Origin of the sequence: Brevibacillus centrosporus, assembly GCF_046622605.1 — a bacterium.
In the GTDB taxonomy this organism is placed as follows: Bacteria; Bacillota; Bacilli; order Brevibacillales; family Brevibacillaceae; genus Brevibacillus; species Brevibacillus centrosporus.
Genome location: NZ_CP176856.1, coordinates 3,294,760 through 3,310,403, shown reverse-complemented (window position 1 = coordinate 3,310,403; position 15,644 = coordinate 3,294,760). Strand labels below are relative to the sequence as shown.

The window sequence follows — 15,644 nt, the reverse complement described above, 5'->3', positions numbered from 1 at the left end:
AGTGAATCCAATGTCCAGCATTGTGATTCAAGCAGAGGAAGCTAGAGAGCTTGTGGTAAAGAAGCTGACAGAAGCAGGACTACATAGTGACGACGCCAGCAAAGTGGCAGATGTCCTCGTGCACGCGGATTTGCGCAATGTAAATTCACACGGAGTGCTGCGGACGGAGCATTATGTGAATCGTCTGCAGGCAGGTGGGATCAATCCCCACGCCCGACCGACCTTTTCGCCGTCAGGGCAGGTAACAGGCGTGGTCGATGGGGATGACGGCTTCGGACATGTCATCGCGGATCTAGCGATGGAGCATGCGATCGACATGGCGAAGAAAAACGGAGTCGGGATGGTCACGGCCATCAACAGCAGCCATTGCGGGGCGCTCAGCTACTTCGTACAAAAAGCGGCGGATGCCAAGCTGATTGGCATCGCGATGTCCCATACGGACAAAATCGTCGTCCCTTTTGGCGGGAAGACACAGTTTCTGGGAACAAATCCGATTGCTTACGGCGTTCCTGCGAAATCAAAAAAGCCTTTCATTCTGGATATGGCTACTTCCAACGTGGCCCTGGGCAAAATCTTGCAAGCGCGTGAAGAAGGCAAAGAAATTCCGCATGGCTGGGGTGTAGATGAGCAGGGAACGTCCGTAACCAACCCACATGATGTCGTCTCTCTACTGCCTTTTGGCGGTCCAAAAGGGTACGGATTGTCCGTCATCGTCGATATTTTTTCCGGTTTGCTGGCTGGAGCCGCCTTTGGCCCGCACATTAGCAAGATGTATGGAGACCTGGATCAGAAAAGAAAGCTGGGCCATTACTTTTGTGTGATCAATCCTGCCTTTTTCACGGACGCTGACGTGTTTCTGGAGCAGATGGATCGGATGATGGAAGAGCTTTCGCTTGTAGAGCCTGCGCCTGGTTTTGACCGCGTTTACATACCGGGTGAGATCGAGCAGCTGCATGAAGAAAGAAATCGCGCCCACGGCATTTCCATCGCACAAAGTGTCTACGAATTTTTGACGAAGTAGGTGAGCGAGCATGAAAACAGTCCAAGTTCGAAAAGCGTATGAGCTTCATCTGCATGAGGTAGATAAGCCTGTGATCGCACAGCCAACAGATGTGCTGGTAAAAGTGAAGCGGGTCGGCATCTGCGGCTCTGACGTCCATATTTATCACGGAACCAATCCGTTAGCGACCTTGCCAAGAGTGGTTGGACATGAAGTGGCTGGCGAAGTGGTTGAGATTGGATCAGCAGTGACGAACGTCAAAGTAGGTGACCATGTGGTAGTGGAGCCTATTCGCTACTGCGGCACTTGCTACGCGTGCAGAAAGGGCCGTCCGAATGTATGCGCTTCCTTGTCCGTATTCGGTGTGCATGAGGACGGGGGGATGCGCGAGTGGTTCGTGCTGCCAGAGAATCAGGTGCATCTCGTAGACGCCAGCCTTCCCTGGGAAGAAGTCGTGCTGGCCGAGCCGTACACGATCGGCGCTCAGGCTGTATGGAGAGGTCAAGTGGAGCAAGGTGACACTGTGTTGATCCAAGGTGCTGGCCCGATTGGCATTTGCATTCTGAAAATGGCCAAGCTGCAGGGGGCCACTGTCATGATAACCGATCTAAATGAAGAGCGCCTCGTCTTTGCAAAGGAAAATGGCGCAGATTTCACCATCCATGCAGGAAAAGAAAATGTCCGTGAAGCCGTGGCGGAGTGGACGAAGGGGGAAGGCGTCAATGTCGTGATCGATGCGGTCTGCCTGCCCATGACGTTTGAGCTGTCGGTAGACGTCGTATCTCCTGCTGGAACAGTGGTCGTCCTAGGTTTTGATGAGCGCCCTGCTGCCATTCCTCAGCTGCCGATTACCAAAAAAGAAGTAACGATCGTAGGCTCTCGTCTGCAGACGAATCAGTTCCCGAAAGTCGTTCGCTATTTAAATGAAGGAAAACTGAAGCACAACGGACTCGTCACTCACACATTTCCACTGGAAAAGGTGCAAGAGGCCTTTGATTTTGTGGAAAAGCATCCGGATCAGGTCCGCAAAGCTTTGATCGTTTTTGAGTAAGGAGGTGGAACTGTGAACAAGAAATACGATGTCCTGCAGAAGCTGGAATCCGCCAAAGTCGTAGCAGTCATCCGCGGCGCGAGCGCTGAAGAAGCGATCCAGCTGTCAAAAGGTGCAATTGAAGGCGGGATTCAGGCAATTGAAGTCACCTATACGACCCCGAATGTAGCAGCTGTTTTTCAGGCACTGGAGCAGTCGAACGCCCTTTTGGGGGCCGGTACGGTTTTGGATGCAGAAACTGCGAGACATGCGATGCTGTCGGGAGCCAAATTCATTGTCAGTCCCCATTTTGAGAGAGAGATCGCGACGGTGTGCAATCGGTACGGGATCCCGTACTTGCCAGGGTGCATGACCATCAAAGAGATGGTACAAGCACTGGAAGCTGGCTGCGACGTGCTGAAGCTGTTTCCGGCAAACAATTTCGACGCTTCCTTTATCCGCTCTGTCAACGGTCCGCTTCCTCACGTTCGCATTATGCCAACAGGCGGTATCCATTTAGAGAATATGAAGGATTGGCTCGAGGCAGGGGCAGTTGCGGTCGGGATTGGCAGCGATTTGAACAAAGCCTATCGAACGGGCGGCTTCGAGGCAGTTGTTTCCTTGAGTCAAAGCTATATGCGCAAAAGCGCCGAATAAGGAGGGAATCGTATGCAAATGACGTTTCGTTGGTACGGACGAGGCAATGACACGGTTTCGTTGGACCAGGTGAAGCAAATTCCCGGAACGAAGGGCATCGTCTGGGCTCTGCACCAAAAGCCAGTGGGAGAAGTGTGGGAAAAAGCAGAGATCCAAGAAGAAGTGAGCTACATCCAGTCTTTCGGATTCCATGCCGAAGTAGTGGAGAGTGTAAACGTCCATGAAGCGATCAAGCTGGGGAACGAAGAGCGGACCAAGTACATCGAAAACTACAAGCAAACCATCCGCAATCTGGCAGAAGCAGGCGTAAAAGTCATCTGCTACAACTTCATGCCAATTTTCGACTGGACTCGGACCGAAATGTTCCACCCGCTCGAGGACGGGTCGACTGCGCTGTTTTATGAAAAGGCGAAAGTCGAGCATCTGGATCCTCAAGAGCTAATTCGTACCGTTTCGGAAGCATCCGATTTGACACTTCCAGGCTGGGAGCCCGAAAAGATGGCGCGCATCTCGGAGCTGTTTGAAGCCTATAAAGAGGTGGATGAAGAAAAGCTTTGGGACAATCTCGGCATCTTCCTGAAAGAGATTTTACCGGTCGCCGAAGAATGCGGCGTGAAAATGGCGATTCATCCGGATGATCCGCCATGGTCGATTTTCGGATTGCCTCGGATTATTACGGGAGCGGCAAGCTATGAGCGATTATTCGCGATTTCCGTCTCTCCATCGAACTGCATTACCATGTGCACTGGCTCGATGGGGGCAAACCCGGAGAATGACATGGTGGAAATCGCAGAAAAATACGCTTCTCGCGCACCATTCTCCCATATTCGAAATGTGAAAATTTACGAGAATGGCGATTTCGCCGAGACATCCCATTACACACAGGACGGCTCCATTAACGTCAAAGGTGTTGTGGAAGCCCTGAGCAAGCAAAATTACACCGGATATGTCCGTCCGGATCATGGACGCCATATTTGGGGCGAGGTGTGCCGACCAGGTTACGGACTGTATGACCGTGCTTTGGGGATCATGTACCTGCTTGGTCTGTGGGATGCTTACGAAAACGCAAAGGCAGGGCAATCCAGATGATCCCGATCCATGAGAACCTGAAAGACAGAGTAGCAGTCATCACGGGAGGCAGCGGTGTCTTGTGCTCTCGCATGGCGAAAGAGCTGGCTAGGCATGGGGTAAAGGTAGCCATCTTGAATCGCACAGCGGAAAAAGGGCAGCAAATTGCGGATGAAATTCGTGAAAACGGCGGGGAAGCTCTCTCGATTGCAACAGATGTACTGAGCCGTGAGTCATTGGAGACGGCAAAAGAAACAATCATTGCAGCGTTTGGTCAAATCAACATTTTGATCAACGGAGCGGGAGGCAATCATCCCTCTGCGATCACGGACTCAGAAGTACACAGCGAGGACAACCCGGGAAAATCGTTTTTTGACTTGGAGGAACAAGGATTTGCCCATGTGTTTAACAGCAATTTCACGGGGTCCTTCCTGGCTAGTCAGCTTTTCGTACCAGCGATGCTGCAGACGGATGCACCGACGGTTGTGAACATTTCCTCGATGAGTGCCTATGCACCGATGACAAAGGTTCCTGCCTACAGTGCAGCCAAGGCGGCGATCAACAACTTCACCATGTGGATGGCCGTACACTTTGCCGAAACGGGCCTGCGTGTCAATGCCATCGCACCCGGCTTTTTCCTGACGGCGCAAAACCGCGGTTTGCTGCTGGATGAAGAGGGGAACTATACGGCCCGATCACAAAAAATACTGACGGGGACGCCGATGAAGCGCTTTGGTCAACCGGAAGATTTGCTGGGTACTCTGCTCTGGCTGGTGGATGACACCTATTCAGGTTTTGTGACAGGTGTTACGGTTCCGGTCGATGGCGGATTTATGGCCTACTCTGGTGTATAGCTTCACTCTCGCATAGACGGGGGGATGGATAGGATATGAAACTGCAAGTAGCATTGGATCGACTGGAATGGTCAGAATGCTTTCGCTTGATTGAACAACTGCAGGATACCGTTGACCTTGTCGAGATCGGCACGGGCGTCATAAAAGAATACGGGATGGCCATCGTGCGAGAAGTGCGAGAAGCTTTCCCGGTTTTGCCCCTCGTCGCAGACATGAAAATTTGCGACGCAGGCAGGTACGAAGCGGAGCAGGCATTGCTTGCTGGTGCCGATGCTGTAACCGTAATGGGCTTTGCGCCGCTCTCGACGATACGTGACGTGCATGCGGTGGCAGGTAGGCTGGGAAAGCAAGCAATCGTAGATCTATTGGGCATAACGGATCTAAGCAGGGTAAACCAGCTGGCGGAAGCGGGCTGCTCCCATTTTTGTCTGCATGTCGGATTGGACGACCAGTCCGCTGGCCATCAGGCTGATCAACGATTGTTTGAGCTTGTACAGCCTCTCGCCCATGTGAAGATCAGCGTGGCGGGCGGGATTAACGAGCAGACGATAGATCGGTTCCTTCTGCAGTCGGTTCACACCGTCATCGTCGGTTCAGCCATTACGGGGAGCAAGCAGCCCAAACAAGCGGCGGAGCAGATCAGAAGCAAGTGCCAATCGCCGAGCGAAAGCGGATAGCACCATTTCAGGATCAAATATTCAAAAAATATTGTAAAGCGTTTTCATCCACGCTATAATTTTGCTACACAGGGAATAAATCGTTTTACTAAAACGTTTTATTTTGATCGTGACCAGGCTATGCTAGTTTTAGTAAAATGAAACTGTTGCGTAAGTAGCAAAAGATGGGATGGAAATATGAAAAATATCACAATAGCAGATGTTGCCAAACACGCGAATGTGTCGAAAAGCACAGTGTCACAGTATCTCAACAAGCGATACGACTACATGAGCGAAAAAACGCGGAAAAAAATCGAGGAGACGATCAAAGAGCTGAACTATCAGCCCAACAGCGTCGCCCGAAGTTTGAAGCAGAAATCGACCTTTACCGTCGGCGTTGTGGTCGCAAACATCTTGCATACATTTTCAACCTATATCATCCGCGCGATTGAAGACTTCTTTCACGAGCACGATTTTCAGATCATCGTTTGTAATGCAGATGATGAGCCCGAGAAGGAAAGAAAATACATTGAAATGCTGCGGGCCAAGCAAGTGGATGGCATTCTCATTTTCCCGACCGGCGGCAACCTCGACTTGTATGAGCAGATGAAAGACGACGAGTTTCCGATCGTTTTCATGGACCGGACGATAGAGCATCTGGGCATCGATACCGTAATGCTGGATAATCACCTAGCTGCCCGGTTTGCTGTCGACGAGTTTGTGAGAAATGGATACAGCCGAATCGCGATCGTGACGACATCGATTATTCGCAACATCTCACCACGTGTCGAACGGATTCAAGGGTATCGAGACGCACTTAGGTCACACGGCATGGAGGTAAACGAGGCCTACATCAAAACGATGGATGTCGGCCAAATCTCCCTCGCGTTAGCGGACCTGTTTCAGCAGACCGTACCCCCACAAGCCATTCTGGCGGGAAATGACATCGTGCTCGTCGAGGTCTTGAAATTCATGAAAGAAAACAACAAGCACATCCCGAAGGACGTTGCCGTCATCGGAATCGACGAAGTATCCTTCGCTAGCTTCTATACGCCATCCATCACCACGATCGCGCAGCCGACGAAGGAAATGGCGAAGAGTGCAGCGGAGCGGCTGCTGCAGCAAATTCGAAAAGAAGAAAGACCAGAGGAACTGCCGATTATCCAGCGATTTGCGCCAGCGATCATTTTGAGAGATTCCTGTGCGGTCAAATAAGCAAGTGGTCCAAAGTTCTGCAGTAGAGAGGGGAAGCGAAGGCTCCACCATTTTTCTCGGTGAAGCCGGGCTTTCTCACTCCAAAACTAAACCGGTTTACTCTCTAAAAAACAAAATGTATGCGTTTTCCTGCTCCGTTTGCAGAAAGCGATCACAGAGCAGCACCATGGAGCGCTCTTTTGGATTCATTCCATCACGGTAAGAAAAAAAGGAGGAGATTCTGTGTTTTCAAAGGACAAGCTTCCCGTCATTATCATGTTATTTTTGGCAGGCGTGATCAACTATCTCGACCGCTCTGCGCTATCGATTGCCGCTCCTTTTATTCAAGATGATCTAACGCTCACGGCAACTCAAATGGGTATCATCTTTTCCAGCTTCTCGGTCGGTTACGCTATTTTCAACTTCCTAGGTGGTGTCGCTTCCGATAAGTACGGAGCGAAGCTGACGTTGTTCGTCGCGATGATCGTCTGGTCGCTTTTCAGTGGCGCCGTTGCATTGGCAGTCGGGTTCGTGAGCTTGATCGTCATCCGCATTTTGTTCGGGATGGGGGAAGGGCCTCTCTCTGCTACGATCAACAAGATGGTCAACAACTGGTTCCCGGCAGATCAACGTGCATCTGTCATCGGTCTGACAAACAGCGGTACTCCTTTGGGTGGTGCGATTTCCGGTCCAATCGTAGGTTTTATCGCAATCGCTTACAGTTGGAAAGTTTCGTTTCTTCTCATTATGGTCATCGGCTTGGTATGGGCAGCGTTCTGGTGGAAATCTGTCAAGGAAAGACCAGCAAATAGCCAGAAGGAAAGCACGAAGGCACAAACAAAGCCAGAAACAACCGAAAAAATTCCGCTTACTTTCTATCTGAAACAAAAAACAGTCTTGTTCACAGCATTTGCGTTCTTTGCCTACAACTACATCTTGTTCTTCTTCCTGACCTGGTTCCCTAGCTATCTGGTTAAAGCGCACGGTGTCAGTGTAAAAGATATGAGTATCATTACGGTTATTCCGTGGGTATTAGGATTTATTGGCCTTGCAGCAGGCGGCTTTGTCTCCGATTACGTTCGCAAAAAATTTGTTAACAAAGGCATGCTCTTCTCGAGAAAAGTGGTTCTGGTAACATGCCTGTTTATCTCCGCAGTTTGCATTGGCTTTGCAGGACTCGTAACAACGACAGCAGGCGCGGTTACGCTGGTAGCGCTGTCCGTTTTCTTCCTGTACCTGACAGGTGCGATCTACTGGGCGATTGTTCAGGACGTTGTCGATCAAAACAACGTGGGATCTGTTGGTGGATTCATGCACTTCCTGGCGAACACTGCAGGGATTATCGGTCCGACTCTGACCGGCTATTTGGTAGATACATCTGGCTCCTTTACCTCTGCGTTCTTGCTGGCGGGTGGATTAGCCGTTGTAGCTTCCCTGACTGTCATCCGTTTTGTACAACCTATCGTCAAAAAAGTTCAACAAATGTATTAATCCAATCAGCGGCGCTCGCTTCCCCAGCAGTCTAATTAGGGAAGGGGGCGTCGCTTTTTTGCGTAAATAACGAAAAACCCCTCTGCCGCAAGCAGAAGATTTGTTCGAAATGAACAGTCTTCCTGCCAGCCAAGAGGGGAGGGGCGCATTCGCTTTAGCTGCTGAAAAAGCTGCGGCTGGAATGCTTTCTTTTGTAATGAGAGCTTCCGTAATAAGAATGCCCGTGTCCGGAGCCTTGTCCAGGGGGATGGCCGTATCCTTTGCGATACTTGTGGTCACTGCTGCTATATTTGCGATAACTGTGAGAGGATGAGTGATTCCCCATTAAGCTTTTCAACAGTTTTTTCAGCATTTCCCATCACTCCTTATGGTGTCGATATTAGGATATACGAATATATCGGGCATTCGTTTCATTTTTTACAACGCGATTCTTCATTTTTGTATATGCGGCAAAGATCCGATCGATGCGATTTGTCCAGATCCCCCCAGAGAAACCTTCTGGAACCCGCTTGAGGTCATCAAGCGTATCAAAGCCGCTGGACAAATCGCCGCTACCCGCTACGAGAATGACTCGTGTATCTTGCTTGTCCATTCTTTCCATAAAACGGGTAGGCCACCCCCAGAGCCAAGAAGCAATTTTATCTGGGATATGCAGCTGCGTCTGACCGCAGGCAGCTTTTTAAAGTAAAGCTCCCTTATCCGCTGTATAGTTCTACCCGATATCCGGCTTTTGCAGGTGGGCCAGCGAGAAGTCGCGGGTAACTCCTTCGCCATTTGTGCGACAACCGAGAGTCCAATCGTGAAAGACGGCAAATTGTCCATCCTTGGTCGGCTGTATGTCCAATTCTACTACATCTGCCCCACGATCAAAGGCGGCTTGCATGGAGGCGATAGTATTCTCCAGATAAGGATGCTCAGGAGGATAGATCCTTTCAGCGGTACAGGTATCGTTCGTGATGCCCTCCATGTGGAAGGTCTGCGCCATGCCCCGGTGGGCGAGGAGAAAAGGCTTGCGTGTAGATGGCTTTGCAAAAAGCGAGCTGTTGTTCACATAAACGAAAGCGATCAGGAAGAAGATGATTCAGAGAGCAGGCCGCTTCCTGAGGGGCTTTCGTGGCTGGCCCTTGTCATGCCTTTTGATCATTTATGGAAACCTCCGAAATGTTGGATAAGGTTCATCCTAAACTTGCATATTTCCATGAGGAAGTCTTGGCATAAGGAAAAAAGACTGGCACAATAAGAGAAACCATGCTAGCAGTCAGGAGGTTCCATGAAAATCGCATTGCATCATATAGCATATCAAATCGGATACCATCCAAATGAGATGGCCAAGCTGGTTCATGATGGGGAAATCACCGGAGATGTCCCGGAAAACAATCCACAGTCAAAGGACGCCTGGGTGGATTTGCATTCCTTGAGAAACTTCATCCAATGGAGGCGGGATCAGGGGCGAATCGATACCATGTTTTACGACAAGGCGATTCGTCATATTGACAAGCATCTGCGCCGCTAATAGAGACAAAAAGGAAACGGAGAAGATACAGACATGACAATGATTTATTGCCTGGTACCGAAAAGCTATTGGGAACAGTGGGAGGGACGGGATCATTACCTTCCGCGCGACTATGAACAGGAAGGCTTTATCCATGCTACAAAAGGGGACGATCTGCTCGCAAAGGTAGCTGACCGCGTCTATGCGACCTATGAAGGAGAGCTGCTGGTGCTCGTCGTCGATGAAGCCAAGTCCTCCTCGCCAGTAAAATATGAGCAGGCTAAGGATGGTCTATTGTACCCCCATATTTACGGACCGTTAAACCAAGACGCGATCGTAGACGTGAAAAGCATGGTGCGGACGAACGGTCACTGGGCGCTTGGTGCAAGCGTCCGTTGATTCGCTGCCCTACCAGTTAAACCATTGTAACAGGTCAAGTACCTCCCGGCGTTTTTCCTCGGGGAGCTTGTCTAGCCTGCGCAGGAGCAGTCCGATTCGCAGCCGCTGCTCCTCTTCTGTATCGGTTTGCTTGTGGGCATGAATCCGCTGGCGCTTTAGCCTGACGGTTTCAGTCTCCGAGATGATTTTGAGCAGCATGCGTTCAAGCAGATCCAGTGATGCCATATGTAAAAACCTCTTTGCTATGTAATCTGTTACTCGCATTATAGCACGGACTTCTTCGCAAGGTAGGAAAAACGAGAGACAGAGGTGCGATTGCCACACAGGCATAGAAGCATAATTACTCCAGAAATGGCGCACAATGGGATAGGTGCAATCACCAAGATACCACGCTGCAAAGGAGAGCTTATTCATGGCAAAACCAGATGATCGTTCAGACAACGCAGAAAAGCTGCAGGAGATGCTGCAAAACACGGAGGAACGTATTCGTGAGTCACAAGACTACGTAGCTGCGAATGCAGGAGAGATCTCGGCAGAGGAAAAAGCAAACATTGAAGCGAAAAACGAGCGTCGGGCAGAAAGTATCGAAGGTTATCGTGCTGAGATCAAAGACGAGATTTCTCAAAGCTAAAGTAGTAAATGCGCCTGTTGCCTTCCGTGCGACAGGCGTTTTTTCTACGAAGTGTAACAATACATGATTTGTTTTGCGAAACGTGGTAATCTGTTAGAGGAACAAATTGAGAATAGAGGAGAAAGACTATGAAACGACCAGAAGACACACGCGTCGTTGTCGGCATGTCCGGCGGGGTCGACTCCTCCGTGACGGCTCACCTGCTCAAACAACAGGGATATGACGTCATCGGCATCTTCATGAAAAACTGGGATGATACCGATGAATTCGGCCATTGCACGGCGGAAGACGACTTCCAGGACGTTCGTCGCGTCTGTGAACAAATCGGTATTCCATACTACACTGTCAATTTTGAAAAAGAATACATGGATAAAGTATTCCAGTATTTTTTGGATGAATATAAACGTGGGCGCACACCAAACCCGGATGTCATGTGCAACCGGGAAATCAAGTTTGGCGAGCTTTTAGCCAAAGTCATGGATCTGGGGGCGGATTACATCGCGACGGGTCACTATGCGCAAGTAAAGGAAGTAGATGGGGAATTCAAGCTCATCCGCGGTGTTGATTCGAACAAGGATCAGACCTATTTCCTGAACGTGCTCGGCCAAGAGCAATTGTCCAAAACGATGTTCCCGATCGGGCATCTGCCGAAAGCGCAGGTCCGTGAAATCGCGGAGCAAGCGGGACTTGCGACGGCCAAGAAAAAGGACAGCACGGGAATCTGCTTTATCGGAGAACGGAATTTCCGCGAGTTTTTGCAGAACTATCTGCCAGCCAAGCCAGGTAACATCGAGACGGTGGATGGGACTGTAATTGGTCATCACGACGGATTGATGTATTACACACTCGGCCAGCGTCAGGGACTAGGCATCGGCGGTGGTCATGGAACGAGCGGTCAACCATGGTTCGTGGTAGATAAAGATCTGGCACGAAATGCGTTGATCGTAGGAGAAGGCTCTGATCATCCGCGCTTGTACTCGACCAGCCTGATCGCGACAGACGTAAGCTGGGTCAGTGACAAGCAGCCTGCTTCGACATTTACATGTACGGCAAAATTCCGCTACCGCCAGCCTGATCAAGGGGTCACCGTTCATATTCGGGAAGGCAGCACAGTGGAGGTCGTATTTGACAAACCGCAAAAGGCAGTCACTCCAGGACAGGCTGTCGTCTTTTACGACGGAGAATACTGCTTGGGTGGCGGTACGATTGATAAAGTCACCTTGATGGATAAATAGAAGAACCGAGACAGACGGGGGTAACGCGGTGGATCCAACGAAAAAGTCGAAAGTCATTATTGTATCCTTTGTAGCAGGAGCACTTCTGCTAGGATTCCTGGCATATTGGGGCATGGCATCAACAGGAAACGAGCATATGGCGACCATCAAGAAGGTCATTGCTGAAAAAGGCGGGGTCGTTGTAGCGCATGGTGTGACCGCTGTTCCTGCTGATGAGAGCCCTTTTGAACGAGGCGGAAAAGGGAATACCATCTACAAGATTGATTATACGAAAGATGGGAAGCCGTACACGGCCTGGTACCGTTCTGAAAATCATTCCTCCATTTTGAAAGAACCGGAAGAATGGATTCTTCCTTGAGCGCGTGAACCATTTTTGGGAGAGTAGGGTTGATCATGACCGAATTTGCTGGGCTTCGTGAGCTCGCTCGACTTCTGCAGCGGATTGAACCAAATCTGGCAGGAGGCTCTTTGAGCATTTTAGCGCATGAAAACAAAGACGAAATCGCAAAGCAGCTGCTGGATGGTTTTGGCGTTTCCTTGCCTGTCCAGCACAGCTCTGGTGAATATGCCAACCATTTGGCGATTCTGCGTGCCGGCGGGAACAAGTACACGTTCGCCCAAGATTGGCGAGAAGTGTACATCAGTGAGATTAACTACTGTGCATGCCGTATCCCGGCAGGTTCCCATGGCTTGCTGGTCCACCACGTTGATTACCCGGGAGTTATTTACGATGTCTCTCGGAAATTAGCCGAACACGAAATCAATATTTCCAAGCTGAACGTCTCACGGGAGCAAAAAGGAAAAAATGCGTTGCTCGTATCCGTGACAGATGAAGAAATCACACCAGCGGTCGTTCGCGCGATCGAGGAGCTGCCGCAAATTACAAAGGTGGTCTCTTTGCAATAGGCTCGCGGTGTTCCGTTTCTTTCCAAGCGAGGCAGAAATGATGATAGAAATGCGTACCGTCCGCATGCTTGCGGGCGGTTCTCTTTTTTCCTGATTCTACAAGATCTGACAAATAGTAGATCTATCAAGCTTTTGTGAACCTTTTGCTTCTCGCAGGGGGAAAACTCGCTCCTCTCTCTTGACTGACACGATATATTGATGTAAAGTAAGTTTTACCAACTACATATTGATGCGGATAGGTGTCTTGCTACGAAATATCGGCAGACTTAATAGGGAAGTCGGTGAGAATCCGACGCGGTCCCGCCACTGTAAGAGGAGAGCTCATTTGTATAGGCTACGCCACTGGTCGACGTGATTGGGAAGGCGAAATGAAGCGATGATCCTATAGCCAGGAGACCTGCCTACCCGTTAAACACGAGTAAACCTACGGGAGATAGGGGAAGTGTTCGAGCGCTCGATTCGTTTTGACGAGTCGATTATCAGTGGATGATTGCGCATTCGACTATCTCTACCCGTCGAATGCGTTTTTATTTTCCTGACAGGTAGATAGGATCGCGCTACATAGAGGAAAGGATGAGGGCGTATGCTCATCGCGTACGATTCCAAAACGGGAAACGTTCGTAGATTTGTAGGAAAGCTGGCTTTGCCAAGTATAGAGATTGACTCCGAGATGGTGATCGAGGAACCGTTTGTTCTCGTCACGTATACGACTGGCTTTGGACAAGTCCCTGAAAAGGTGGCATCGTTCCTCAGCAGGAACCATCGTTACATGAAGGGCGTATCGGCAAGCGGCAATCGCAATTGGGGCGCGAGCTTCGCAAAGAGCGCCGATACCATTTCCCATCAATACGGGGTTCCTGTGATTTCCAAATTTGAATTATCCGGTACCGGCCGGGATGTCGAACATTTTACGAACGGGGTGGCCAGCATTGCGGCATATTGAACTGAACAACGAACTGATGCAACGGGGCGAGGATGGCTTTTATCAGCTGGAAAAGGATCGGGAAGCCGTCGAAGTCTTTCTGCAGGAAGTACAAGCCAAAACATTGACCTTTAACAGTGTAGCCGAACGGATGGATTATTTGATCCAAAACGATTACTACGAAAACGTCTATGAACGTTACACGGAAGAGCAGGTCGAGGAAGTATTCCGTTTGGCAAAGGAAGCGTCCTTTCAATTCGCCTCTTACATGGCTGTCTCGAAGTTTTACAAAGACTATGCGCTGAAAACAGACGATAAATCGATGTATTTGGAACAGTATCCGGACCGCGTAGCGATTGTCGCGCTCTCGCTGGCGCAAGGAGACTTTGACCGTGCCAAGCGGCTGACGGTCTCGATGATGGACCAACGCTTGCAGCCTGCGACACCAACGTTTTTGAATGCAGGAAAAAGTCGCCGTGGCGAAATGGTATCTTGCTTTTTGCTCGAAATGGACGATTCCCTCAATTCGATCAACTACATATTGGGTACATGCATGCAGCTGTCCAAAATCGGCGGTGGAGTGGCCGTCAACCTGTCCAAGCTGCGCGGACGCGGCGAGCCGATTAAAGGAGTAGAAGGTGCTGCCAAAGGAATTATGCCTGTCCTGAAGCTGTTGGAGGACGCCTTCTCCTATGCAGATCAGATGGGCCAGCGCAAAGGCTCAGGAGCTGCTTATTACAACATCTTCGGCTGGGATATCAACGAGTTTCTCGATTGCAAAAAGATCAATGCGGATGAAAAATCACGGATCAAAACGCTCTCGATCGGGCTGATTGTTCCAAACATGTTCTACAAGCTGGCGGAAGAGAACAAGCCGTTGACCATTTTCGCTCCTTACTCGGTGTATAAAGAATACGGCCAGCATCTGGATGACATGAACATGGACGAAATGTACGAAGAGCTGCTCGCAAACGACAACATCAAGAAAAAGACGATCATGAGTGCACGGGATATGCTGACCAAGATCGCCATGATTCAGCTGGAGTCCGGCTACCCGTACATCATGAACAAGACCAACGCCAACAAAAATCACGCGCTGAAAGACATAGGCTCGGTCAAAATGTCCAACCTGTGCACGGAAATCTTCCAGCTCCAGGATACCTCGACCATCAACAACTATGGTGAAATGGACATCATCCGTCGGGACATCAGCTGCAATCTGGCATCCCTGAACATCGTGAACGTAATGGAGCAAAAGAAGATTCGCGAGTCGGTCCATGAGGGCATTGAAGCCATCACCTCTGTAAGTGACATGACTGCTGTCGAGAACGCACCAGGTGTCCAAAAGGCAAACCGTGAATTGCACTCCGTCGGTTTGGGTGCCATGAATTTGCACGGGTATTTGGCAAAAAACAAGATCGCGTACGAGAGCGAGGAAGCGAAAGATTTTGCCCGCACGTTCTTCATGATGATGAACTTTTACTCCCTTGAAATGAGCATGGAGATTGCCAAAGAGCGAAAAACGACCTTCCTCGGTTTTGAGCAGTCTGAATATGCCAAAGGGACGTACTTCGCGAAATATGAAGAGACGGATTATCGCCCTCGGACGGAAAAGGTCAAGCAGCTGTTCGCGGACATGTATATACCGACAGCTGAGGATTGGGTACAGCTGAAAGAAAAGGTCCAGACCTATGGCTTGTATCATGCTTACCGACTGGCGATTGCACCTACTCAAAGCATCTCGTACATTCAGAATGCGACATCGAGTGTCATGCCGATCGTGGAGCATATCGAAACGAGAACGTACGCAAACTCGACAACGTACTATCCGATGCCGTACCTGTCGCAGGAGAATTACTTTTTCTATAAATCAGCGTATGTCATCGATCAATTCAAGGTAATTGACCTGATCGCGGAGATCCAAGAGCATGTAGACCAAGGAATTTCTACTGTTTTGCACGTGAACAGTAATGTATCTACGCGAGAGCTGGCACGCTACTACATTTACGCCGCCAAGAAAGGTCTGAAGTCGCTCTACTATACGCGGACCAAGCATTTGACAGTGGAAGAGTGCATTAGCTGCGCAGTGTAAACAAGGAGGCCGAGACC

Annotated in this window: 18 protein-coding genes, 1 pseudogene and 1 riboswitch; of the genes and pseudogenes, 16 read left to right on the top strand and 3 right to left on the bottom strand. The window is 49.9% G+C overall.

Translation table 11 applies throughout. The features are described 5' to 3' along the window. The first annotated feature begins 10 nt into the window (after positions 1–10). The 8 genes from allD to ACLIN2_RS16680 all read left to right on the top strand — a co-directional run bounded on the left by allD (position 11) and on the right by ACLIN2_RS16680 (position 7,950). On the top strand, positions 11–1,021 hold the full coding sequence (gene allD / locus ACLIN2_RS16715; RefSeq protein ID WP_411501618.1) for an ureidoglycolate dehydrogenase: 1,011 nt from the start codon (positions 11–13) through the stop codon (positions 1,019–1,021). 10 nt (positions 1,022–1,031) lie between these two features. Continuing rightward, a complete protein-coding gene (locus tag ACLIN2_RS16710; protein WP_411501617.1) occupies positions 1,032–2,051 on the top strand; it encodes a zinc-binding alcohol dehydrogenase family protein in 1,020 nt (339 codons plus the stop codon). A gap of 12 nt (positions 2,052–2,063) precedes the next feature. Beyond that, positions 2,064–2,687: a bifunctional 2-keto-4-hydroxyglutarate aldolase/2-keto-3-deoxy-6-phosphogluconate aldolase gene (locus ACLIN2_RS16705; RefSeq protein WP_411501616.1), complete on the top strand. Its 624-nt coding sequence runs from the start codon at positions 2,064–2,066 to the stop codon at positions 2,685–2,687. A 12-nt stretch (positions 2,688–2,699) separates the two neighbouring features. Then, positions 2,700–3,776, top strand: a complete 1,077-nt coding sequence (gene uxuA, locus ACLIN2_RS16700) for a mannonate dehydratase (protein WP_411501615.1) — start codon at positions 2,700–2,702, stop codon at positions 3,774–3,776. Next, positions 3,773–4,609, top strand: a complete 837-nt coding sequence (locus ACLIN2_RS16695) for an SDR family oxidoreductase (protein WP_411501614.1) — start codon at positions 3,773–3,775, stop codon at positions 4,607–4,609. The genes uxuA and ACLIN2_RS16695 overlap by 4 nt, the downstream gene beginning before the upstream one ends. 35 nt (positions 4,610–4,644) lie before the next feature. Beyond that, the gene (gene hxlA / locus ACLIN2_RS16690) at positions 4,645–5,286 is read left to right on the top strand and encodes a 3-hexulose-6-phosphate synthase (RefSeq protein WP_411501613.1); all 642 of its coding nucleotides are present in this window, start codon (positions 4,645–4,647) and stop codon (positions 5,284–5,286) included. Between the two features lie 177 nt (positions 5,287–5,463). Further along, a complete protein-coding gene (locus tag ACLIN2_RS16685) occupies positions 5,464–6,480 on the top strand; it encodes a LacI family DNA-binding transcriptional regulator (RefSeq protein ID WP_411501612.1) in 1,017 nt (338 codons plus the stop codon). 222 nt (positions 6,481–6,702) lie between these two features. Continuing rightward, a complete protein-coding gene (locus ACLIN2_RS16680) occupies positions 6,703–7,950 on the top strand; it encodes an MFS transporter (protein ID WP_411501611.1) in 1,248 nt (415 codons plus the stop codon). A 154-nt stretch (positions 7,951–8,104) separates the two neighbouring features. On the opposite strand, the gene ACLIN2_RS16675 is transcribed toward ACLIN2_RS16680, so the two are convergent. After that, a complete protein-coding gene (locus tag ACLIN2_RS16675; protein WP_411501610.1) occupies positions 8,105–8,302 on the bottom strand; it encodes a hypothetical protein in 198 nt (65 codons plus the stop codon). A gap of 27 nt (positions 8,303–8,329) precedes the next feature. Then, positions 8,330–9,031 (bottom strand): annotated as a pseudogene (locus tag ACLIN2_RS16670) (glycerophosphodiester phosphodiesterase family protein). A gap of 189 nt (positions 9,032–9,220) precedes the next feature. Here ACLIN2_RS16670 and ACLIN2_RS16665 point away from each other — a divergent pair. Together ACLIN2_RS16665 and ACLIN2_RS16660 are read left to right on the top strand one after the other, a co-directional pair. After that, the gene (locus ACLIN2_RS16665) at positions 9,221–9,463 is read left to right on the top strand and encodes a hypothetical protein (protein WP_122922463.1); all 243 of its coding nucleotides are present in this window, start codon (positions 9,221–9,223) and stop codon (positions 9,461–9,463) included. Positions 9,464–9,496: 33 nt separating this feature from the next. Further along, a complete protein-coding gene (locus ACLIN2_RS16660) occupies positions 9,497–9,841 on the top strand; it encodes a DUF952 domain-containing protein (protein ID WP_092266888.1) in 345 nt (114 codons plus the stop codon). Positions 9,842–9,850: 9 nt separating this feature from the next. Here the strand turns inward: ACLIN2_RS16660 and ACLIN2_RS16655 are convergent, their stop codons facing one another. After that, positions 9,851–10,066: a hypothetical protein gene (locus ACLIN2_RS16655; RefSeq protein WP_092266889.1), complete on the bottom strand. Its 216-nt coding sequence runs from the start codon at positions 10,064–10,066 to the stop codon at positions 9,851–9,853. A 187-nt stretch (positions 10,067–10,253) separates the two neighbouring features. On the opposite strand from ACLIN2_RS16655, the gene tlp reads away from it, so the two are divergent. From tlp to nrdE, 6 genes are all read left to right on the top strand, one after another. Then, on the top strand, positions 10,254–10,472 hold the full coding sequence (gene tlp / locus ACLIN2_RS16650) for a small acid-soluble spore protein Tlp (protein WP_092266890.1): 219 nt from the start codon (positions 10,254–10,256) through the stop codon (positions 10,470–10,472). A 128-nt stretch (positions 10,473–10,600) separates the two neighbouring features. After that, positions 10,601–11,707, top strand: a complete 1,107-nt coding sequence (gene mnmA, locus ACLIN2_RS16645; protein WP_092266891.1) for a tRNA 2-thiouridine(34) synthase MnmA — start codon at positions 10,601–10,603, stop codon at positions 11,705–11,707. A 28-nt stretch (positions 11,708–11,735) separates the two neighbouring features. Beyond that, positions 11,736–12,065, top strand: a complete 330-nt coding sequence (locus ACLIN2_RS16640) for a hypothetical protein (protein ID WP_092266892.1) — start codon at positions 11,736–11,738, stop codon at positions 12,063–12,065. 35 nt (positions 12,066–12,100) lie between these two features. Continuing rightward, entirely contained in the window at positions 12,101–12,613 is a 513-nt protein-coding gene (locus ACLIN2_RS16635; RefSeq protein WP_092266985.1) for an ACT domain-containing protein, read from the top strand. Between the two features lie 220 nt (positions 12,614–12,833). Continuing rightward, positions 12,834–13,033: riboswitch (cobalamin riboswitch) on the top strand. 163 nt (positions 13,034–13,196) lie between these two features. Then, complete coding sequence (gene nrdI, locus ACLIN2_RS16630) at positions 13,197–13,556, top strand: class Ib ribonucleoside-diphosphate reductase assembly flavoprotein NrdI (RefSeq protein WP_092266893.1); 360 nt, start codon at positions 13,197–13,199, stop codon at positions 13,554–13,556. After that, positions 13,543–15,627, top strand: coding sequence for a class 1b ribonucleoside-diphosphate reductase subunit alpha (gene nrdE, locus ACLIN2_RS16625; RefSeq protein WP_411501609.1), 2,085 nt, complete (start codon positions 13,543–13,545; stop codon positions 15,625–15,627). The genes nrdI and nrdE overlap by 14 nt, the downstream gene beginning before the upstream one ends. Positions 15,628–15,644 lie beyond the last annotated feature (17 nt).